Source organism: Escherichia sp. WS338, assembly GCF_046486405.1.
GTDB classification, from domain to species: Bacteria; Pseudomonadota; Gammaproteobacteria; order Enterobacterales; family Enterobacteriaceae; genus Escherichia; species Escherichia coli.
Genome location: NZ_JBJQLL010000004.1, coordinates 1 through 20955, shown reverse-complemented (window position 1 = coordinate 20955; position 20955 = coordinate 1). Strand labels below are relative to the sequence as shown.

At 52.5% G+C, this 20955-nt stretch carries 20 protein-coding genes and 1 pseudogene; 18 read left to right on the top strand and 3 right to left on the bottom strand.

The genetic code is table 11. The features are described 5' to 3' along the window. Positions 1 to 84 precede the first annotated feature (84 nt). Entirely contained in the window at positions 85 to 2091 is a 2007-nt protein-coding gene (gene mnmC / locus ACJHWT_RS04255; protein ID WP_000683541.1) for a bifunctional tRNA (5-methylaminomethyl-2-thiouridine)(34)-methyltransferase MnmD/FAD-dependent 5-carboxymethylaminomethyl-2-thiouridine(34) oxidoreductase MnmC, read from the bottom strand. A gap of 158 nt (positions 2092 to 2249) precedes the next feature. On the opposite strand from mnmC, the gene fabB reads away from it, so the two are divergent. Continuing rightward, positions 2250 to 3470, top strand: coding sequence for a beta-ketoacyl-ACP synthase I (gene fabB / locus ACJHWT_RS04250; RefSeq protein WP_000817178.1), 1221 nt, complete (start codon positions 2250 to 2252; stop codon positions 3468 to 3470). Between the two features lie 264 nt (positions 3471 to 3734). After that, positions 3735 to 4913, top strand: a complete 1179-nt coding sequence (locus tag ACJHWT_RS04245) for an MFS transporter (protein ID WP_000127769.1) — start codon at positions 3735 to 3737, stop codon at positions 4911 to 4913. On the opposite strand, the gene flk is transcribed toward ACJHWT_RS04245, so the two are convergent. Next, positions 4910 to 5905, bottom strand: coding sequence for a flagella biosynthesis regulator Flk (gene flk / locus ACJHWT_RS04240; RefSeq protein WP_000615813.1), 996 nt, complete (start codon positions 5903 to 5905; stop codon positions 4910 to 4912). The two genes, ACJHWT_RS04245 and flk, sit on opposite strands and share 4 nt — an antisense overlap. Positions 5906 to 6003: 98 nt before the next feature. Between flk and pdxB the strand changes: the two genes are divergently transcribed. The 16 genes and pseudogenes from pdxB to rpnB form a co-directional block, all read left to right on the top strand. Then, positions 6004 to 7140 (top strand): 4-phosphoerythronate dehydrogenase PdxB, encoded by a 1137-nt coding sequence (pdxB, locus tag ACJHWT_RS04235; protein WP_000699117.1) that lies wholly within the window; start codon positions 6004 to 6006, stop codon positions 7138 to 7140. 65 nt (positions 7141 to 7205) lie between these two features. Continuing rightward, on the top strand, positions 7206 to 8219 hold the full coding sequence (locus ACJHWT_RS04230) for an aspartate-semialdehyde dehydrogenase (RefSeq protein WP_001289165.1): 1014 nt from the start codon (positions 7206 to 7208) through the stop codon (positions 8217 to 8219). Further along, a complete protein-coding gene (gene truA, locus ACJHWT_RS04225; RefSeq protein WP_001283598.1) occupies positions 8219 to 9031 on the top strand; it encodes a tRNA pseudouridine(38-40) synthase TruA in 813 nt (270 codons plus the stop codon). Before ACJHWT_RS04230 ends, truA begins: the two co-directional genes overlap by 1 nt. An 82-nt stretch (positions 9032 to 9113) precedes the next feature. Beyond that, positions 9114 to 9773 carry a DedA family protein gene (locus ACJHWT_RS04220; protein ID WP_000364327.1) on the top strand — a complete coding sequence of 220 codons (660 nt, stop codon included), beginning with the start codon at positions 9114 to 9116 and terminating at the stop codon, positions 9771 to 9773. A gap of 155 nt (positions 9774 to 9928) precedes the next feature. Further along, on the top strand, positions 9929 to 10843 hold the full coding sequence (gene accD, locus ACJHWT_RS04215; RefSeq protein WP_000118403.1) for an acetyl-CoA carboxylase, carboxyltransferase subunit beta: 915 nt from the start codon (positions 9929 to 9931) through the stop codon (positions 10841 to 10843). Positions 10844 to 10912: 69 nt separating this feature from the next. Further along, positions 10913 to 12181, top strand: a complete 1269-nt coding sequence (gene folC, locus ACJHWT_RS04210; RefSeq protein ID WP_000584586.1) for a bifunctional tetrahydrofolate synthase/dihydrofolate synthase — start codon at positions 10913 to 10915, stop codon at positions 12179 to 12181. Next, on the top strand, positions 12171 to 12821 hold the full coding sequence (gene dedD / locus ACJHWT_RS04205; RefSeq protein ID WP_000157012.1) for a cell division protein DedD: 651 nt from the start codon (positions 12171 to 12173) through the stop codon (positions 12819 to 12821). Before folC ends, dedD begins: the two co-directional genes overlap by 11 nt. A gap of 258 nt (positions 12822 to 13079) precedes the next feature. Next, positions 13080 to 13568: a colicin V production protein gene (cvpA, locus tag ACJHWT_RS04200; RefSeq protein WP_000262113.1), complete on the top strand. Its 489-nt coding sequence runs from the start codon at positions 13080 to 13082 to the stop codon at positions 13566 to 13568. A 36-nt stretch (positions 13569 to 13604) separates the two neighbouring features. Next, complete coding sequence (gene purF, locus ACJHWT_RS04195; protein ID WP_000334221.1) at positions 13605 to 15122, top strand: amidophosphoribosyltransferase; 1518 nt, start codon at positions 13605 to 13607, stop codon at positions 15120 to 15122. Positions 15123 to 15216: 94 nt separating this feature from the next. Next, positions 15217 to 15786, top strand: a complete 570-nt coding sequence (ubiX, locus tag ACJHWT_RS04190) for a flavin prenyltransferase UbiX (protein ID WP_000825700.1) — start codon at positions 15217 to 15219, stop codon at positions 15784 to 15786. A gap of 265 nt (positions 15787 to 16051) precedes the next feature. Next, the gene (gene argT / locus ACJHWT_RS04185; RefSeq protein WP_000748261.1) at positions 16052 to 16834 is read left to right on the top strand and encodes a lysine/arginine/ornithine ABC transporter substrate-binding protein ArgT; all 783 of its coding nucleotides are present in this window, start codon (positions 16052 to 16054) and stop codon (positions 16832 to 16834) included. A gap of 220 nt (positions 16835 to 17054) precedes the next feature. Beyond that, positions 17055 to 17837, top strand: a complete 783-nt coding sequence (gene hisJ, locus ACJHWT_RS04180; protein ID WP_000737621.1) for a histidine ABC transporter substrate-binding protein HisJ — start codon at positions 17055 to 17057, stop codon at positions 17835 to 17837. Between the two features lie 89 nt (positions 17838 to 17926). Then, entirely contained in the window at positions 17927 to 18613 is a 687-nt protein-coding gene (hisQ, locus tag ACJHWT_RS04175) for a histidine ABC transporter permease HisQ (RefSeq protein ID WP_000965514.1), read from the top strand. Further along, entirely contained in the window at positions 18610 to 19326 is a 717-nt protein-coding gene (locus tag ACJHWT_RS04170) for an ABC transporter permease (protein ID WP_000569958.1), read from the top strand. The genes hisQ and ACJHWT_RS04170 overlap by 4 nt, the downstream gene beginning before the upstream one ends. 7 nt (positions 19327 to 19333) lie before the next feature. Beyond that, a complete protein-coding gene (gene hisP, locus ACJHWT_RS04165; RefSeq protein ID WP_001293612.1) occupies positions 19334 to 20107 on the top strand; it encodes a histidine ABC transporter ATP-binding protein HisP in 774 nt (257 codons plus the stop codon). Between the two features lie 196 nt (positions 20108 to 20303). Then, positions 20304 to 20714 (top strand): annotated as a pseudogene (gene rpnB / locus ACJHWT_RS04160) (recombination-promoting nuclease RpnB); the annotation flags it as partial. A gap of 15 nt (positions 20715 to 20729) precedes the next feature. Here the strand turns inward: rpnB and ACJHWT_RS04155 are convergent. Next, the coding region (locus tag ACJHWT_RS04155; protein ID WP_001642742.1) for an IS1 family transposase at positions 20730 to 20955 on the bottom strand (226 nt) is incomplete at its 5' end.

Sequence of the window (20955 nt, the reverse complement as noted above, 5' to 3'; positions counted from 1 at the left end):
TTATCGCGTCTTATCAGGCCTACAGGTAACGCGTAGGTCGGATAAGGCGTTTACGCCGCATCCGACAAACAATGCCAAAGCAGATTACCCCGCCTTAACCGCTTTACCTTTCAACAACTTCCGCACCCATAACCGATTCGGGTTTAACGCCGCCAGCGTACTGGCATCCATCGGAATTGGTTCGTTGCTCATCTGCGCCGCCAGAATCTCGGCACACAACGGGGCAGAGCACAAACCGCGAGAACCTAAAGCAGCTAACATAAAAAGATCGTCATAAATTGGCGCGCTTACCGCCTCATCTTTCTGCTCCGCCAGCGAAGCATATTCCACGAGCGTTACGTCATAATCGGGCACGTTGCCTACCATTGGCAGATGATCGCGGGTGGCACAACGCACACCGCAGCGCGCCTCTTTCTCACTGACATCAACCTCTTTTGCCCACTGCGCCTGCGGGAAACAATCAATCAACCGCTGGCGATTCTGCTGCTGATCGTCCTCACTGTACGCCGTATCTTCGCTGCCGCGATGATAACTGGCACCAATACAATGATGTTGATTCGCCGGATTTTGTGGCGTGAGATAACCGTCATAGCACAGCACCTGCTTCAGCTCCGCTAGTTCCGGCGTTGTCGGAATATGGCTAACCTGCCCGGCAACCGAATACACTGGCAGAGACGATGTTTGGCTGAAACGGCTGATTTGATGCCCGTTCGCCAGTACCACCACGCTATGCGTTGCTTGCTGATCTCCTGCAAAATTCAGCAACCAACAGTCATCCTTACGGGATAAATCCTGTAACTGGTGTTGATAACGAATCTGTAAACCTTGCTGTTGCGCCAGTTTCAGCACATTACAGGTCAGTTCTGCTGGACACAGCCATCCACCTTGCGGATATGTAATACCGCCACAATTTGTTACTACACCTGTAACGCCTTCAACCTCATTCGCCCCGACCGCAACAGCCAGTTCTGTGGGTAAATCCATCGACAGCATCTGTGCGATTTTATGCTGGCTTTTCTCATCCCAGCCTAACTGCGTGACGCCGCACCAGTCATGATCAAATTTGACGGGCAATAAATCGTAAAGCCGACGAGCAAAAGTAAACGCATTAGAGAAAAAGCGGTTCAACGCCTCATCGTGTTTACTTAAGAGCGGATACAGCGCCCCCTGGCGATTGCCGGAAGCACCCAGCGCGGGGGCTTCATCCGCGCAATAAAGCGTTACTTGCCAGCCGCGCCGTAATAACGCCAGCGACAACAACGCGCTGGCAATACCACCGCCGATAATCGCTACTTCCCGTTTGCTGCTGCCCGTACGATTAAACCACGGCGTGGAGCAGGGGAGGGGTAATGTCTGTTCCATCACCCCACAAAGCATTTCCCGTTTGCGCCCAAAGCCCTTACGTTTTTGCATCGTGAATCCGGCGTCCTGCAAACCGCGGCGGACAAAACCGGCAGACGTAAATGTCGCCAGCGTGCTGCCCGGACGCGCCAGTCGTGCCATGGCGTTAAACAGATTTTGCGTCCACATATCCGGGTTTTTCGCTGGCGCAAAGCCGTCCAGAAACCAGGCGTCCACTTTTTGATTCAGCGAGTCGTCCAGTTGGCTGGTCAGTTCGTTTATATCGCCAAACCATAAATCCAGTGTCACGTGGCCTTCATCGAGCAATAAACGATGGCAACCGGGCAAGGGCATTGGCCACTGCGCCTGAAGTTGTTCTGCCCACGGAGCCAGTTCCGGCCAGTGTAGATGCGCTAAGGCTAAATCCGCACGGGTGAGGGGAAATTTCTCAAAACTAATGAAATGTAAGCGTTGTAATTGCGCTTGCGGATGTGCTTCGCGAAACTGATCAAATGCCTGCCATAGTGTCAGGAAGTTTAATCCGGTGCCGAAGCCGCTCTCTGCTACCACAAACAGAGGATGTGGATGCTCAGGAAAGCGTGCCTCTAATTGGTTACCTCCGAGAAAAACATAACGCGTCTCTTCCAGTCCGTTGTCATTGGAAAAGTAAACGTCGTCAAAATCTCGGGAAACAGGTGTACCCTCAGCATTAAATTCGAGGTTGGCAGGTTGTATGGCGTAGTGTTTCACGTAAGTTACTCGTCTGACGGGCAGTCTGACGATCTTAACGATGTGTGTCAGGCTGCGCAAATTTCTCTATTAATTGGCTGATCGGACTTGTTCGGCGTACAAGTGTACGCTATTGTGCATTCGAAACTTACTCTATGTGCGACTTACAGAGGTATTGAATGAAACGTGCAGTGATTACTGGCCTGGGCATTGTTTCCAGCATCGGTAATAACCAGCAGGAAGTCCTGGCATCTCTGCGTGAAGGACGTTCAGGGATCACTTTCTCTCAGGAGCTGAAGGATTCCGGCATGCGTAGCCACGTCTGGGGCAACGTAAAACTGGATACCACTGGCCTCATTGACCGCAAAGTTGTGCGCTTTATGAGCGACGCATCCATTTATGCATTCCTTTCTATGGAGCAGGCAATTGCAGATGCTGGCCTCTCTCCGGAAGCTTACCAGAATAACCCGCGCGTTGGCCTGATTGCAGGTTCCGGCGGCGGTTCCCCGCGTTTTCAGGTGTTCGGCGCTGACGCAATGCGCGGCCCGCGCGGCCTGAAAGCGGTTGGCCCGTATGTGGTCACCAAAGCGATGGCATCCGGCGTTTCTGCCTGTCTCGCCACGCCGTTTAAAATTCACGGTGTAAACTACTCCATCAGCTCCGCGTGTGCGACCTCCGCACACTGTATCGGTAACGCAGTAGAGCAGATCCAACTGGGCAAACAGGACATCGTGTTTGCTGGTGGCGGCGAAGAGCTGTGCTGGGAAATGGCTTGTGAATTCGACGCGATGGGTGCGCTGTCTACCAAATACAACGACACCCCGGAAAAAGCCTCCCGTACTTATGACGCTCACCGTGACGGTTTCGTTATCGCTGGCGGCGGCGGTATGGTGGTGGTCGAAGAACTGGAACACGCGTTGGCACGTGGTGCTCATATCTACGCTGAAATCGTTGGCTACGGCGCAACGTCTGATGGCGCAGACATGGTTGCTCCGTCTGGCGAAGGCGCAGTGCGTTGCATGAAGATGGCGATGCACGGTGTTGATACCCCAATCGACTACCTGAACTCTCATGGTACTTCGACTCCGGTTGGCGACGTGAAAGAACTGGCAGCTATCCGTGAAGTGTTCGGCGATAAGAGCCCGGCGATTTCTGCAACCAAAGCAATGACCGGTCACTCACTGGGCGCTGCTGGCGTACAGGAAGCTATCTACTCTCTGCTGATGCTGGAACACGGTTTTATCGCCCCGAGCATCAACATTGAAGAGCTGGACGAGCAGGCTGCGGGTCTGAACATCGTGACCGAAACGACCGATCGCGAACTGACCACAGTTATGTCTAACAGCTTCGGCTTCGGCGGCACTAACGCCACGCTGGTAATGCGCAAGCTGAAAGATTAATTCGGAGTAGGTCGGATAAGACGCGCCAGCGCCGCATCCGACGTTACGCGCCAATGCGGCCTCCGGCACTAACGCAAAAGGGAACCCGATGGTTCCCTTTTTCACATCATTGACAATCGCCGCCAGTTCCAGGCAAACTTCCCGCTTTGTCGATTTCCTTCAGAAAAGACGTACGCGTTAAATCCTGCCAACGCACCGTAACCCTGAAACCAGAGAGATGAGACGGGGATACTCCTCGCCTTGCGCTGCATTCTGGAGTAATGCATGACTGCTGTAAGCCAAACCGAAACACGATCTTCTGCCAATTTTTCGCTCTTCCGCATCGCTTTTGCGGTTTTTCTCACCTACATGACCGTAGGGTTGCCGTTGCCGGTTATCCCGCTGTTTGTTCATCATGAACTGGGCTATGGCAACACTATGGTCGGCATTGCCGTCGGGATTCAGTTTCTGGCTACGGTGCTGACGCGTGGTTACGCCGGGCGACTGGCCGATCAATATGGCGCAAAACGTTCGGCGCTTCAGGGGATGTTAGCTTGTGGTCTGGCGGGGGGCGCGTTGCTGCTGGCGGCGATTTTGCCCGTCCCCGCACCGTTCAAATTTGCCCTGTTGGTCGTCGGGCGTTTGATTCTTGGCTTTGGTGAAAGCCAGTTACTGACGGGCGCTCTGACCTGGGGATTAGGCATCGTTGGGCCAAAACATTCCGGCAAAGTGATGTCATGGAACGGAATGGCGATTTACGGTGCCCTCGCTGTTGGTGCGCCGCTTGGCCTATTGATTCATAGCCATTACGGTTTTGCCGCACTGGCGCTCACCACAATGGCATTACCCTTACTGGCGTGGGCCTGTAACGGCACAGTGCGCAAAGTACCGGCCCTGGCGGGGGAACGTCCATCGCTGTGGAGCGTTGTCGGGCTTATCTGGAAACCAGGGTTAGGTCTGGCACTACAAGGCGTTGGTTTTGCGGTTATCGGGACTTTCGTTTCGCTCTACTTTGCCAGCAAAGGATGGGCGATGGCGGGCTTTACGCTTACCGCGTTTGGCGGCGCATTTGTCGTGATGCGCGTCATGTTTGGCTGGATGCCGGACCGTTTTGGCGGCGTGAAAGTGGCGATCGTCTCTCTGCTTGTAGAAACGGTGGGCTTGTTGCTGCTCTGGCAAGCCCCAGGTGCATGGGTCGCATTAGCGGGCGCGGCGTTAACCGGAGCCGGATGTTCGCTTATCTTTCCTGCGCTGGGCGTGGAGGTGGTTAAACGCGTACCGTCACACGTTCGCGGCACCGCACTGGGCGGTTACGCCGCGTTTCAGGATATCGCCCTCGGCGTCTCCGGGCCGCTTGCGGGAATGCTGGCGACCACGTTTGGTTACTCTTCGGTATTTCTTGCCGGGGCGATCTCTGCGGTGCTGGGAATTATTGTCACGATACTGTCATTTCGTCGGGGTTAACGAACCAGCCAGACCAGCATCAGGATAATCGCGACTAACAGTATCCACAGCGCGGGACGCGTTGCCATATTTTGCAACGTGTCCATCATCGGTGGAAAAGGATTAAGCAGCGGTTGCATATCACGCGGATCAATCCCTTTAACCCGCCGTTGATAAAGCTGATTAAGAATATCCTCGGCCTGGGCAGAAGAAAGCGATGATTGCGCAGAAAGGCCATATTTTTGCTGGATATATGCCGATAACGCCGCCAGTTCACTGGCATCTAAAGGTTGTTTCAGCGCCATCTGTAGTGATTCAAGCGTCGGCGTATTTTGCTGGCTTAGCGTCTGACGCGCCTGCAGCCAGGTCACCAGATGGTTAAACAGTTTCGCTGGAATTAACTCGCCATCTTTCACCCCGGAAAGTTCCAGCATCGATTGCCAGATCTGTTTGCTGGGTTCTCCCGTTGCCGCCGCAAGTTTGGTCACCAGCTGTTTGAGCGCATTGTGCTCCGCCGGTAATAACGGACGGTCGGTCGCCTCGCGCTGCTGCGGTTGCGGAATAACCATCTTCCCTTCCTGCAACAGGGTTAGAATGGTTTTTAATTGCTCCGGTGAGAGCTGATTCAGCGGCGTCTGACCAAAGTTATGACGGATATAATCCGTGACCGCCTGACGATTATTCCCCAGACGTAAATACTCCCCTAATTGCGCTAAAAGCTGGCGGGCAGAATGGCTTTTTTGCGCGGCCAGCAGACGTTGCGCCAGATTGTGCTCAGCGGCAGGGAAGTGACGCGAAAGCAGCGGTGAATCTCCCGACAGACCAATATCGTGCCTGATACCCGCCCACAGTTCTGCTCTTTGCTGTTGCGTCAGTGAGGTCACTTTCGTCATTAAGCTTTCCAGCGAAGTACGTTGCTGACTGGATAAAGGCTGATTGCCCGCGCCAGACGGCAGGTTATCTCCCTGACCTGGTGGTTGCCCAGGAGGAGGGCCGGAAATAGGTTGTATCATTACGTATCCTTATACCTGAAATCTTCGCAAGTATGCCTGGCCGCGAGATTATGGCACACTTGTCCGGTTAACTCTCGTCTCATACAGGTAACACAAACGTGAAAATCCTTGTTGATGAAAATATGCCTTATGCCCGCGACTTATTTAGCCGTTTGGGTGAGGTGACCGCGGTTCCCGGGCGTCCCATCCCCGTGGCTCAACTGGCAGACGCGGATGCGCTGATGGTGCGTTCGGTCACGAAAGTGAATGAATCTTTGCTGGCAGGAAAACCCATTAAATTTGTTGGCACTGCCACCGCGGGGACAGACCATGTTGATGACACATGGTTAAAGCAGGCGGGAATTGGTTTTTCCGCTGCACCTGGCTGTAATGCGATTGCAGTAGTGGAATATGTTTTCTCCTCACTGCTGATGCTTGCTGAACGCGATGGATTTTCACTGCACGAGCGTACCGTGGGGATCGTGGGCGTTGGTAACGTTGGTCGGCGTTTACAGGCACGACTGGAAGCGTTAGGGATTACAACCTTGCTTTGCGATCCGCCTCGCGCCGACCGTGGGGATGAGGGCGATTTCCGCTCGCTGGATGAATTAGTCCAGCATGCGGATATTCTGACTTTCCATACGCCACTCTTTAAAGATGGTCCGTACAAAACGCGACATCTGGCGGATGAAAAACTGATCCGTAGCCTGAAGCCCGGAGCGATTCTGATTAACGCCTGCCGTGGCGCAGTCGTCGATAATACCGCGCTGCTGACCTGCCTGAATGAAGGCCAGAAGTTAAGCGTGGTGCTGGATGTCTGGGAAGGCGAGCCGGAACTTAATGTGGAATTGCTGACAAAAGTGGATATCGGCACGCCGCATATTGCAGGCTATACCCTGGAAGGTAAAGCACGCGGTACTACGCAAGTGTTTGAAGCCTATAGCAAATTCATTGGGCATGAACAACACGTTGCGCTGGATACATTACTGCCCGCGCCAGAGTTTGGTCGCATTACGCTGCATGGTCCGCTCGATCAACCGACGCTGAAAAGGCTGGTGCATTTGGTGTATGATGTGCGCCGCGATGATGCGCCACTGCGTAAAGTCGCCGGGATACCGGGTGAGTTCGATAAACTGCGCAAAAACTATCTTGAGCGCCGTGAATGGTCATCTCTGTATGTAATTTGTGATGACGCCAGTGCGGCATCATTGCTGTGTAAACTGGGTTTTAACGCCGTTCATCATCCGGCACGTTAATCTCTTCTTCATGCTCTCTGCTGTAACATTGGCAGGGAGCTTTGCTATTTCTGGAGTAAACCACCATGTCTGAAGGCTGGAACATTGCCGTCCTGGGCGCAACTGGCGCTGTGGGCGAAGCCCTGCTTGAAACGCTGGCTGAACGTCAGTTCCCGGTTGGGGAAATTTATGCACTGGCACGTAACGAAAGCGCAGGCGAACAACTGCGCTTTGGTGGTAAGACAATCACCGTGCAGGATGCCGCTGAATTTGACTGGACGCAGGCGCAGCTGGCATTTTTTGTCGCAGGCAAAGAAGCTACCGCTGCCTGGGTTGAAGAAGCGACCAACTCAGGTTGTCTGGTGATCGACAGCAGCGGATTGTTTGCTCTCGAACCTGACGTACCGCTGGTAGTGCCGGAAGTAAACCCGTTTGTACTGACCGATTACCGCAACCGGAATGTCATCGCCGTACCGGACAGTCTGACCAGCCAGCTGCTGGCGGCACTGAAACCGCTAATTGATCAGGGCGGTTTATCACGTATCAGCGTTACCAGCCTGATTTCAGCCTCCGCCCAGGGCAAAAAAGCGGTCGATGCGTTAGCGGGGCAGAGTGCTAAATTACTCAATGGCATTCCGATTGACGAAGAAGATTTCTTCGGGCGTCAGCTGGCGTTCAACATGCTGCCGTTACTGCCGGATAGCGAAGGTAGCGTGCGTGAAGAACGTCGTATCGTTGACGAAGTACGCAAAATCCTGCAGGACGAAGGGCTGATGATTTCGGCAAGCGTCGTCCAGGCACCGGTATTCTACGGTCATGCCCAGATGGTCAACTTTGAAGCACTGCGTCCGCTGGCGGCAGAAGAAGCGCGTGATGCGTTTGCTCAGGGCGAAGATATTGTGCTCTCTGAAGAGAACGAATTCCCGACTCAGGTAGGAGATGCTTCTGGTACGCCGCATCTTTCTGTTGGCTGCGTACGTAATGACTACGGTATGCCGGAGCAAGTTCAGTTCTGGTCGGTGGCCGATAACGTTCGCTTTGGCGGCGCGCTGATGGCAGTAAAAATCGCCGAGAAACTGGTGCAGGAGTATCTGTACTAATGTCCGACCAGCAACAACCGCCAGTTTATAAAATTGCGCTGGGCATTGAGTACGACGGCAGTAGGTATTACGGCTGGCAACGGCAGAATGAAGTCCGCAGTGTGCAGGAGAAGCTGGAAAAGGCGCTCTCCCAGGTGGCGAACGAACCCATCACCGTCTTCTGCGCCGGGCGTACTGACGCCGGTGTACACGGTACCGGGCAGGTTGTGCATTTCGAAACGACCGCACAGCGCAAAGACGCTGCGTGGACGTTGGGCGTAAATGCGAATTTACCTGGTGACATCGCCGTGCGTTGGGTTAAAGCTGTACCTGATGATTTTCATGCCCGATTTAGCGCCACGGCTCGCCGTTATCGCTACATCATCTACAATCATCGGCTGCGCCCGGCGGTACTGAGTAAAGGGGTAACCCATTTTTACGAACCGCTGGACGCTGAACGGATGCATCGGGCTGCGCAATGCTTGCTGGGCGAGAATGATTTCACCTCGTTCCGTGCGGTGCAGTGCCAGTCCCGAACCCCGTGGCGCAACGTTATGCATATTAATGTCACGCGTCACGGTCCTTATGTGGTGGTAGATATCAAAGCGAATGCCTTTGTACATCATATGGTCAGGAATATTGTCGGCAGCCTGATGGAAGTCGGTGCCCACAACCAGCCGGAGAGCTGGATAGCAGAGTTGCTGGCGGCAAAGGACAGAACGCTGGCGGCAGCAACGGCAAAAGCGGAAGGGCTGTATCTGGTCGCGGTGGATTACCCTGACCGGTATGATCTTCCAAAACCGCCAATGGGCCCGCTATTTCTGGCGGACTAACAAGAATAATGCTCGGAACATTTCAGGCTGTAGCCAACGTAGTTACAGCCTGAAAGATGACGAGTACAAGGCATAGGCTAATATGGACCTGATTTATTTCCTCATCGATTTTATCCTGCACATTGACGTGCATCTGGCAGAACTGGTCGCGGAGTATGGCGTCTGGGTTTATGCCATTTTGTTCTTAATTTTGTTCTGTGAAACCGGTCTGGTGGTAACGCCGTTTTTACCGGGTGATTCATTGCTGTTTGTTGCCGGTGCGTTGGCATCACTGGAAACCAACGATCTCAACGTCCATATGATGGTGGTGCTGATGCTGATCGCCGCGATTGTGGGTGACGCGGTGAACTACACCATTGGACGGTTATTTGGTGACAAACTGTTCAGTAATCCGGATTCGAAAATCTTTCGTCGCAGTTATCTTGATAAGACTCATCAGTTTTATGAGAAACATGGCGGCAAAACGATTATTCTCGCCCGTTTTGTGCCGATCGTCAGAACGTTCGCGCCGTTCGTTGCGGGAATGGGCCACATGTCGTATCGTCATTTCGCCGCTTTTAACGTCATCGGCGCGTTGCTATGGGTACTGATTTTTACCTACGCGGGTTATTTCTTCGGAACGCTCCCCTTCATTCAGAGCAACCTTAAACTGATGATTGTTGGCATTATTTTTGTTTCAATATTGCCAGGTGTTTTCGAATTTATTCGCCACAAACGCGCTGCGGCACGCGCCGCAAAATAAAAAGTAACTCCGCGGTTCGACCACTTTTTTATCCAAAGTTTCGGGCTGTTATGTTTTAATGTGCAACATTCATGGTCTGTTGGGGGCAAAAATGGCATTATGCGTCCCCAAAGATAAAACTGGCATCGAACCAGGTTCAGACAGAAAGGTCCCTAATGAGCTGGATTGAACGAATTAAAAGCAACATTACTCCCACCCGCAAGGCGAGCATTCCTGAAGGGGTGTGGACTAAGTGTGATAGCTGCGGTCAGGTTTTATACCGCGCTGAGCTGGAACGTAATCTTGAGGTCTGTCCGAAGTGTGACCATCACATGCGTATGACAGCGCGTAATCGCCTGCATAGCCTGTTAGATGAAGGAAGCCTTGTGGAGCTGGGTAGCGAGCTTGAGCCGAAAGATGTGCTGAAGTTTCGTGACTCCAAGAAGTATAAAGACCGTCTGGCATCTGCGCAGAAAGAAACCGGCGAAAAAGATGCGCTGGTGGTGATGAAAGGCACCCTGTATGGAATGCCAGTTGTCGCTGCGGCATTCGAGTTCGCCTTTATGGGCGGTTCCATGGGGTCTGTGGTAGGTGCACGTTTCGTGCGTGCCGTTGAGCAGGCGCTGGAAGATAACTGCCCACTGATCTGCTTCTCCGCCTCTGGTGGCGCACGTATGCAGGAAGCACTGATGTCGCTGATGCAGATGGCGAAAACCTCTGCGGCGCTGGCAAAAATGCAGGAGCGCGGCTTGCCGTACATCTCCGTGCTGACCGACCCGACCATGGGCGGTGTTTCTGCAAGTTTCGCCATGCTGGGCGATCTCAACATCGCTGAACCGAAAGCGTTAATCGGCTTTGCCGGTCCGCGTGTTATCGAACAGACCGTTCGCGAAAAACTGCCGCCAGGATTCCAGCGCAGTGAATTCCTGATCGAGAAGGGCGCCATCGACATGATCGTCCGTCGTCCGGAAATGCGCCTGAAACTGGCGAGCATTCTGGCGAAGTTGATGAATCTGCCAGCGCCGAATCCTGAAGCGCCGCGTGAAGGCGTAGTGGTGCCACTGGTACCAGATCAGGAACCTGAGGCCTGATAACTGATAAGGGCAGGGCCACTGGCTCTGCCCTTTTGCTATTCTCACCGTAACGAATCAGCGGATACCATGATTATCAAACGCACTCCTCAAGCCGCGTCGCCTCTGGCTTCGTGGCTTTCTTATCTGGAAAACCTGCACAGTAAAACTATCGATCTCGGCCTTGAGCGCGTGAGCCAGGTCGCGGCGCGTCTTGGCGTCCTGAAACCTGCGCCATTTGTGTTTACCGTTGCGGGTACGAATGGCAAAGGCACCACTTGCCGTACGCTGGAGTCGATTCTGATGGCGGCAGGGTACAAAGTGGGCGTCTACAGTTCGCCGCATCTGGTGCGTTATACCGAGCGCGTACGTGTGCAGGGCCAGGAATTGCCGGAATCGGCCCACACCGCCTCTTTTGCGGAGATTGAATCGGCACGCGGTGATATTTCCCTGACCTATTTCGAGTACGGTACGCTGTCGGCGTTGTGGCTGTTCAAACAGGCACAACTTGACGTGGTGATTCTGGAAGTAGGGCTGGGCGGTCGTCTGGACGCAACCAATATTGTCGATGCCGATGTTGCGGTAGTAACCAGCATTGCGCTGGATCATACCGACTGGCTGGGGCCAGATCGCGAAAGCATTGGTCGCGAGAAAGCAGGCATCTTCCGCAGCGAAAAACCGGCAATTGTCGGTGAGCCGGAAATGCCTTCTACCATTGCTGATGTGGCGCAGGAAAAAAGTGCACTGTTACAACGTCGGGGCGTTGAGTGGAACTATTCCGTCACCGATCATGACTGGGCGTTTAGCGATGCTCACGGCACGCTGGAAAATCTGCCGTTGCCGCTTGTCCCGCAACCGAATGCCGCAACGGCGCTGGCGGCACTGCGTGCCAGCGGGCTGGAGGTCAGTGAAAATGCCATTCGCGACGGGATTGCCAGCGCAATTTTGCCGGGACGTTTCCAGATTGTGAGCGAGTCGCCACGCGTTATTTTTGATGTCGCGCATAATCCACATGCGGCGGAATATCTCACCGGGCGTATGAAAGCGCTACCGAAAAACGGGCGCGTGCTGGCGGTTATCGGTATGCTACATGATAAAGATATTGCCGGAACTCTGGCCTGGTTGAAAAGCGTGGTTGATGACTGGTATTGTGCGCCACTGGAAGGGCCGCGCGGTGCCACGGCAGAACAACTGCTTGAGCATTTGGGTAACGGCAAATCATTTGATAGCGTGGCGCAGGCATGGGATGCCGCAATGGCGGACGCTAAAGCGGAAGATACCGTGCTGGTGTGTGGTTCGTTCCACACGGTCGCACATGTCATGGAAGTGATTGACGCGAGGAGAAGCGGTGGCAAGTAAGTTTCAGAATCGGTTAGTGGGCACGATCGTGCTGGTGGCGCTGGGGGTGATTGTACTTCCAGGGCTGCTGGACGGGCAGAAAAAACATTATCAGGATGAGTTCGCGGCTATCCCGCTGGTGCCGAAAGCGGGCGATCGCGATGAGCCTGATATGATGCCAGCCGCCACCCAGGCGCTGCCGACGCAGCCGCCGGAAGGCGCAGCGGAAGAAGTGCGGGCAGGTGATGCCGCAGCACCGTCGCTCGATCCGGCCACTATTGCAGTCAATAACACCGAGTTTGAACCGGAACCTGCACCGGTCGCCCCACCGAAGCCGAAACCGGTGGAGTCGCCTAAACCGAAGGTTGAAGCACCACCTGCGTCGAAGCCGGTCGTGGAAGAAAAAGCAGCGCCAACGGGTAAAGCCTATGTTGTGCAACTGGGCGCGCTGAAAAATGCCGATAAAGTGAATGAGATTGTCGGTAAGCTGCGCGGTGCCGGTTATCGGGTTTATACGTCGCCATCCACGCCAGTGCAGGGTAAAATTACCCGTATTCTGGTTGGGCCTGATGCCTCGAAAGATAAGCTGAAAGGATCGCTGGGTGAGTTGAAGCAACTTTCTGGCTTAAGTGGCGTGGTAATGGGCTATACGCCGAATTAATACGGTCTTGCCTGATGCGACGCTGGCGCGTCTTATCAGGCCTACACAGGGGTAGAACCGTAGGTCGGATAAGGTGTTCACGCCGCATCCGACACGCATTGCCCGATGCCGCAAAGGCATAAAAAGTCGATGGCGTTGAATGTTTTTTCAGCGCCATTTTTATTGATGCGCGGGAAGGAAATCCCTACGCAAACGTTTTCTTTTTCTGTTAGAATGCGCCCCGAACAGGATGACAGGGCGTAAAATCGTGGGACACATATGGTCTGGATTGATTACGCCATAATCGCGGTGATTGCTTTTTCCTCTCTGGTTAGCCTGATCCGCGGCTTTGTTCGTGAAGCGTTATCGCTGGTGACATGGGGTTGTGCTTTCTTTGTTGCCAGTCATTACTACACTTACCTGTCAGTCTGGTTTACGGGCTTTGAAGACGAACTGGTTCGAAATGGGATTGCCATCGCGGTACTGTTTATCGCTACCCTGATCGTTGGTGCTATCGTGAACTTCGTGATAGGCCAGTTGGTGGAGAAAACGGGGTTGTCAGGCACCGATCGGGTGCTGGGCGTCTGTTTCGGTGCGTTGCGCGGTGTGTTGATTGTTGCCGCCATTCTCTTCTTTCTCGACTCCTTTACCGGGGTGTCGAAAAGCGAAGACTGGAGCAAATCACAGCTGATCCCGCAGTTCAGTTTTATCATCAGATGGTTTTTTGATTATCTGCAAAGCTCGTCAAGTTTCTTGCCCAGAGCGTAAGTGCTCTGAGATGTGGCTTAACGAGGAAAAAGACGTATGTGCGGTATTGTCGGTATCGCCGGTGTTATGCCGGTTAACCAGTCGATTTATGATGCCTTAACGGTGCTTCAGCATCGCGGTCAGGATGCCGCCGGCATCATCACCATAGATGCCAATAACTGCTTCCGTTTGCGTAAAGCGAACGGGCTGGTGAGCGATGTATTTGAAGCTCGCCATATGCAGCGTTTGCAGGGCAATATGGGCATTGGTCATGTGCGTTACCCTACGGCTGGCAGCTCCAGCGCCTCTGAAGCGCAGCCGTTTTACGTTAACTCCCCGTATGGCATTACGCTTGCCCACAACGGCAATCTGACCAACGCTCACGAGTTGCGTAAAAAACTGTTTGAAGAAAAACGCCGCCACATCAACACCACTTCCGACTCGGAAATTCTGCTTAATATCTTTGCCAGCGAACTGGACAACTTCCGCCACTATCCGCTGGAAGCCGACAACATTTTCGCCGCCATCGCTGCTACAAACCGCTTAATCCGCGGCGCGTATGCCTGTGTGGCGATGATCATCGGCCACGGTATGGTTGCTTTCCGCGATCCAAACGGTATTCGTCCGTTGGTACTGGGAAAACGTGATATTGACGAGAACCGTACAGAATATATGGTCGCTTCCGAAAGCGTTGCGCTCGATACGCTGGGCTTTGATTTCCTGCGTGACGTCGCGCCGGGCGAAGCGATTTACATCACTGAAGAAGGGCAGTTGTTTACCCGTCAATGTGCTGACAATCCGGTCAGCAATCCGTGCCTGTTTGAGTATGTATACTTTGCCCGCCCGGACTCGTTCATCGACAAAATTTCCGTTTACAGCGCGCGCGTGAATATGGGCACCAAACTGGGCGAGAAAATTGCCCGCGAATGGGAAGATCTGGATATCGACGTGGTGATCCCTATTCCGGAAACCTCGTGTGATATCGCGCTGGAAATTGCTCGTATTCTGGGCAAACCGTACCGCCAGGGCTTCGTTAAAAACCGCTATGTTGGCCGCACCTTCATCATGCCGGGCCAGCAGCTGCGTCGTAAGTCCGTGCGCCGTAAACTGAACGCCAACCGCGCCGAGTTCCGCGATAAAAACGTCTTGCTGGTCGACGACTCCATTGTCCGTGGCACCACTTCTGAGCAGATTATCGAGATGGCACGCGAAGCCGGAGCGAAGAAAGTGTACCTCGCTTCTGCGGCACCGGAAATTCGCTTCCCGAACGTTTACGGTATCGATATGCCGAGCGCCACGGAACTGATCGCTCACGGTCGCGAAGTAGATGAAATTCGCCAGATCATCGGTGCTGACGGGTTGATTTTCCAGGATCTGAACGATCTGATCGAAGCCGTTCGCGCTGAAAACCCGGATATCCAGCAGTTTGAATGCTCGGTATTCAACGGCGTCTACGTCACCAAAGACGTTGATCAGGGCTACCTCGATTTCCTCGATACTTTACGTAATGACGACGCCAAAGCCGTGCAACGTCAGAACGAAGTGGAAAATCTCGAAATGCATAACGAAGGATGATGCCTTCGCTCAGGGTGCCGGTCTGGCACCCTGACTTGCAACTCCCGTCGAAATCCTGCAAAGTCTGCCTGCAAGTCTGACAGGGCAACTATTTATGAAACGACTCATTGTAGGCATCAGCGGTGCCAGCGGCGCGATTTATGGCGTGCGTTTATTACAGGTTCTGCGCGATGTCACAGATATCGAAACGCATCTGGTAATGAGCCAGGCAGCGCGCCAGACCTTATCCCTCGAAACGGATTTTTCCCTGCGCGAAGTGCAGGCGTTAGCTGATGTGACACACGATGCGCGCGATATTGCTGCCAGCATTTCTTCCGGTTCTTTCCAGACGTTGGGGATGGTGATTTTACCCTGTTCAATCAAAACCCTGTCCGGCATTGTCCATAGCTATACTGATGGCTTACTGACCCGTGCGGCAGATGTGGTGCTGAAAGAGCGTCGCCCGCTGGTGCTCTGCGTGCGTGAAACACCATTGCACTTAGGCCATCTGCGTTTAATGACCCAGGCGGCAGAAATCGGTGCGGTGATTATGCCTCCCGTTCCGGCGTTTTATCATCGCCCGCAATCCCTTGATGATGTGATAAATCAGACGGTTAATCGTGTTCTTGACCAGTTTGCGATAACCCTTCCTGAAGATCTCTTTGCCCGCTGGCAGGGCGCATAACTCCGCTGTTGCCCTGTTTCAGGGCAATTTTGCAACCGCGATCAAATCCTCGACATTTTGTTCCTTTCGATGAATCGAAACGCTGCGATTCAACCGCCATACCTGCTATCTTCAACTCTAGGACAATAATGCAACGTCTTATTAACATATTTAACGTTGAATGTTACTGTTGTCGTAAAGATGGCATAAGACCTGCATGAAAGAGCCTGCAAACACACAACACAATACACAACATAAAAAAGCCATTTTCACTTGAGGGTTATGTATGAAGAAGTCGATTCTCGCTCTGTCTTTGTTAGTCGGTCTCTCCGCAGCGGCTTCCAGCTATGCGGCGCTACCGGAGACGGTACGTATCGGAACCGATACCACCTATGCGCCGTTCTCATCGAAAGATGCCAAAGGTGACTTTGTTGGCTTTGATATCGATCTCGGTAACGAGATGTGCAAACGGATGCAGGTGAAATGTACCTGGGTTGCCAGTGACTTTGACGCGCTGATCCCCTCACTAAAAGCGAAAAAAATCGACGCCATTATTTCGTCGCTCTCCATTACCGATAAACGTCAGCAGGAGATTGCTTTCTCCGACAAGTTGTACGCCGCAGATTCTCGTTTGATTGCCGCCAAAGGTTCACCGATTCAGCCAACGCTGGATTCACTGAAAGGTAAACATGTGGGTGTGCTGCAGGGATCAACCCAGGAAGCATACGCTAACGAGACCTGGCGTAGCAAAGGCGTGGATGTGGTGGCCTATGCCAACCAGGATTTGGTTTATTCCGATCTGGCTGCAGGACGTCTGGATGCTGCGTTACAAGATGAAGTTGCTGCCAGTGAAGGATTCCTCAAGCAACCTGCTGGTAAAGATTTCGCCTTTGCTGGCTCATCAGTGAAAGACAAAAAATACTTCGGTGACGGTACCGGTGTAGGGCTACGTAAAGATGATGCTGAACTGACGGCGGCGTTTAATAAGGCGCTTGGCGAGCTGCGTCAGGACGGTACCTACGACAAGATGGCGAAAAAGTATTTCGACTTTAATGTCTACGGTGACTGATACGTCGCAGGGAAACTGTACCTGATGGAATGATCATCATGGTGCACGCCAGGTTTGTTGCACTATCGTGGTGCATTGAAATGCATACTTAAGCATTTTTAATGAAAAATAATACGTCTAACGGGGCGGGATATTTTGCCTTGATGGTCAATTTTATGGCACGATAAGTGTAACAAACCTGTAAATATTCCCTATAAAAAGACTGTCAGTTGAGGACATTATGAAAAAACTGGTGCTATCGCTCTCTCTGGTTCTGGCCTTCTCCAGCGCAACTGCGGCGTTTGCTGCGATTCCGCAAAACATCCGCATCGGTACCGATCCGACCTATGCGCCATTTGAATCAAAAAATTCACAAGGCGAACTGGTTGGCTTCGATATCGATCTGGCGAAGGAGTTGTGCAAACGCATCAATACGCAATGTACGTTTGTCGAAAACCCACTGGATGCGTTAATCCCGTCCTTAAAAGCGAAGAAGATTGACGCCATCATGTCATCGCTTTCCATTACGGAAAAACGTCAGCAAGAAATTGCCTTCACCGACAAACTGTACGCTGCCGATTCTCGTCTGGTGGTGGCGAAAAATTCCGACATTCAGCCGACAGTCGAGTCGCTGAAAGGCAAACGGGTAGGCGTATTGCAGGGCACCACCCAGGAGACGTTCGGTAACGAACATTGGGCACCAAAAGGCATTGAAATCGTTTCTTATCAGGGGCAGGACAACATTTATTCTGACCTGACTGCCGGACGTATTGATGCCGCGTTCCAGGATGAGGTCGCTGCCAGCGAAGGTTTCCTCAAACAACCCGTCGGTAAAGATTACAAATTCGGTGGTCCGTCTGTTAAAGATGAAAAACTGTTTGGCGTAGGGACCGGCATGGGCCTGCGTAAAGAAGATAACGAACTGCGCGAGGCACTGAACAAAGCCTTTGCCGAAATGCGCGCTGACGGTACTTACGAGAAATTAGCGAAAAAGTACTTCGATTTTGATGTTTATGGTGGTTAATCGCCATCGGTGAAAGAAAGTCCGCTCCCTTCGGGTAACCGGAGGGAGACAAGAGGCGGTAATTCACCACACACGACAGGACAGGCAGCATGTTGTATGGGTTTTCAGGTGTTATTTTACAGGGTGCGCTCGTCACGCTGGAGCTGGCTATCAGCTCTGTAGTGCTCGCTGTAATTATCGGTTTAATTGGCGCTGGCGGTAAGCTCTCGCAAAATCGGCTTTCGGGGCTGATTTTCGAAGGGTACACCACGCTGATTCGAGGCGTGCCGGACTTGGTGTTGATGCTGCTGATTTTCTACGGTTTGCAGATTGCGCTAAACACGGTGACGGAGGCGATGGGCGTCGGGCAGATTGATATTGATCCGATGGTCGCAGGTATTATCACTCTCGGTTTTATCTACGGTGCTTATTTTACCGAAACGTTTCGTGGCGCGTTTATGGCAGTGCCGAAAGGACACATAGAGGCGGCGACGGCGTTCGGTTTTACTCGTGGGCAAGTGTTTCGACGGATCATGTTTCCGGCGATGATGCGTTACGCCCTGCCAGGCATTGGCAACAACTGGCAGGTGATCCTCAAATCTACCGCACTCGTTTCGTTACTCGGCCTGGAAGATGTGCTCAAAGCCACTCAGCTGGCAGGCAAAAGTACCTGGGAACCGTTCTATTTCGCCATCGTCTGTGGCGTGATTTACCTGGTTTTCACCACTGTTTCCAATGGTGTGCTGCTGTTCCTTGAGCGCCGCTACTCCGTGGGTGTGAAGAGGGCTGACCTGTGATCGAAATCTTACATGAATACTGGAAACCACTGCTGTGGACCGACGGTTATCGCTTTACTGGCGTGGCGATCACCCTGTGGCTGCTTATTTTGTCGGTAGTGATAGGCGGAGTTCTGGCGCTGTTTCTGGCGATTGGTCGCGTCTCAAGTAATAAATACATCCAGTTTCCAATCTGGTTATTTACCTATATTTTTCGCGGTACGCCGCTGTATGTTCAGTTGCTGGTGTTCTATTCCGGCATGTACACGCTGGAGATTGTTAAGGGAACCGAGTTCCTTAACGCCTTTTTTCGCAGTGGTCTGAACTGTACCGTGCTGGCGCTGACGCTTAACACCTGCGCTTACACTACCGAGATTTTTGCCGGGGCAATCCGTTCAGTGCCGCATGGGGAAATTGAAGCCGCCAGAGCCTATGGCTTCTCGACCTTTAAAATGTATCGCTGCATTATTTTGCCTTCTGCGCTGCGTATTGCGTTACCGGCGTACAGCAACGAAGTGATCCTGATGCTGCACTCTACTGCGCTGGCATTTACTGCCACGGTGCCGGATCTGCTGAAAATTGCCCGCGATATTAACGCCGCCACATATCAACCTTTTACCGCCTTCGGCATTGCCGCGGTGCTCTATTTAATCATCTCTTATGTCCTGATCAGCCTCTTTCGCAGAGCGGAAAAACGCTGGTTGCAGCATGTGAAACCTTCTTCAACGCACTGAGAATACGATGTCCGAGAATAAATTAAACGTTATCGATTTGCATAAACGCTACGGCGAACACGAAGTGCTGAAAGGGGTTTCACTGCAAGCGAATGCCGGAGATGTAATTAGCATCATCGGATCGTCGGGATCGGGGAAAAGTACCTTTCTGCGCTGCATTAACTTCCTCGAAAAACCGAGCGAAGGATCGATCGTGGTCAATGGCCAGACGATCAATCTGGTGCGCGACAAAGATGGTCAACTCAAAGTCGCCGATAAAAATCAGCTGCGCTTACTGCGCACACGCCTGACGATGGTATTCCAGCACTTCAATCTCTGGAGCCATATGACGGTGCTGGAAAACGTCATGGAAGCGCCGATTCAGGTGTTGGGCCTGAGCAAGCAGGAAGCGCGCGAGCGGGCGGTGAAATATCTGGCAAAAGTCGGGATAGACGAACGTGCGCAGGGGAAATACCCGGTGCACCTGTCCGGTGGTCAGCAACAGCGTGTTTCTATCGCGCGGGCGCTGGCGATGGAACCGGAAGTTTTACTGTTTGATGAACCTACCTCGGCGCTCGATCCTGAACTGGTAGGCGAAGTGTTGCGTATTATGCAGCAACTGGCAGAAGAGGGGAAAACCATGGTGGTAGTGACTCACGAAATGGGCTTTGCTCGCCATGTTTCTACTCACGTCATTTTCCTCCATCAGGGGAAAATAGAAGAAGAGGGCGCGCCAGAACAGTTATTTGGTAACCCGCAAAGCCCTCGTCTGCAACAGTTCCTTAAGGGATCGCTGAAATAATTCCCCCTCCGGTGGCTAACGCTGCCGGAGTATTTTCAAGGGGAATTTGCGAGTCAGCTTCCGCTGAAATGTAAAAGTTGCAGTCCGCTAAAAATAGTTCTGAATTCGCTGTCCAAAGATAAAAACTGCCTGCTGCATTGGGTATTAATCGTGGTTATTGTCGCGTCATCTTAAATTTGAGGGGTGACGGAACGCCATGACAATATCGACAACTTCCACGCCGCATGATGCGGTATTTAAATCTTTTTTACGCCATCCAGACACCGCGCGGGATTTTATTGATATTCATCTTCCCGCGCCGCTGCGCAAACTGTGTGATTTAACAACGCTAAAACTGGAACCAAACAGTTTTATTGATGAAGACCTGCGGCAATATTATTCCGACCTCTTGTGGTCTGTGAAAACGCAGGAGGGAGCAGGTTATATTTATGTAGTGATAGAGCACCAAAGTAAGCCGGAAGAATTAATGGCTTTTCGCATGATGCGCTATTCCATTGCGGCGATGCAAAACCATCTTGATGCAGGCTATAAAGAGCTTCCATTGGTGATCCCGATGCTGTTTTATCATGGTTGCAGAAGTCCTTATCCTTATTCACTTTGCTGGCTTGGTAATGACTCCAACTTATTGATAGTGTTTTATGTTCAGATAATGCCCGATGACTTTGTCATGCAGCTCCACCGATTTTGAAAACGACAGCGACTTCCGTCCCAGCCGTGCCAGGTGCTGCCTCAGATTTAGGTTATGCCGCTCAATTCGCTGCGTATATCGCTTGCTGATTACGTGCAGCTTTCCCTTCAGGCGGGATTCATACAGCGGCCAGCCATCCGTCATCCATATCACCACGTCA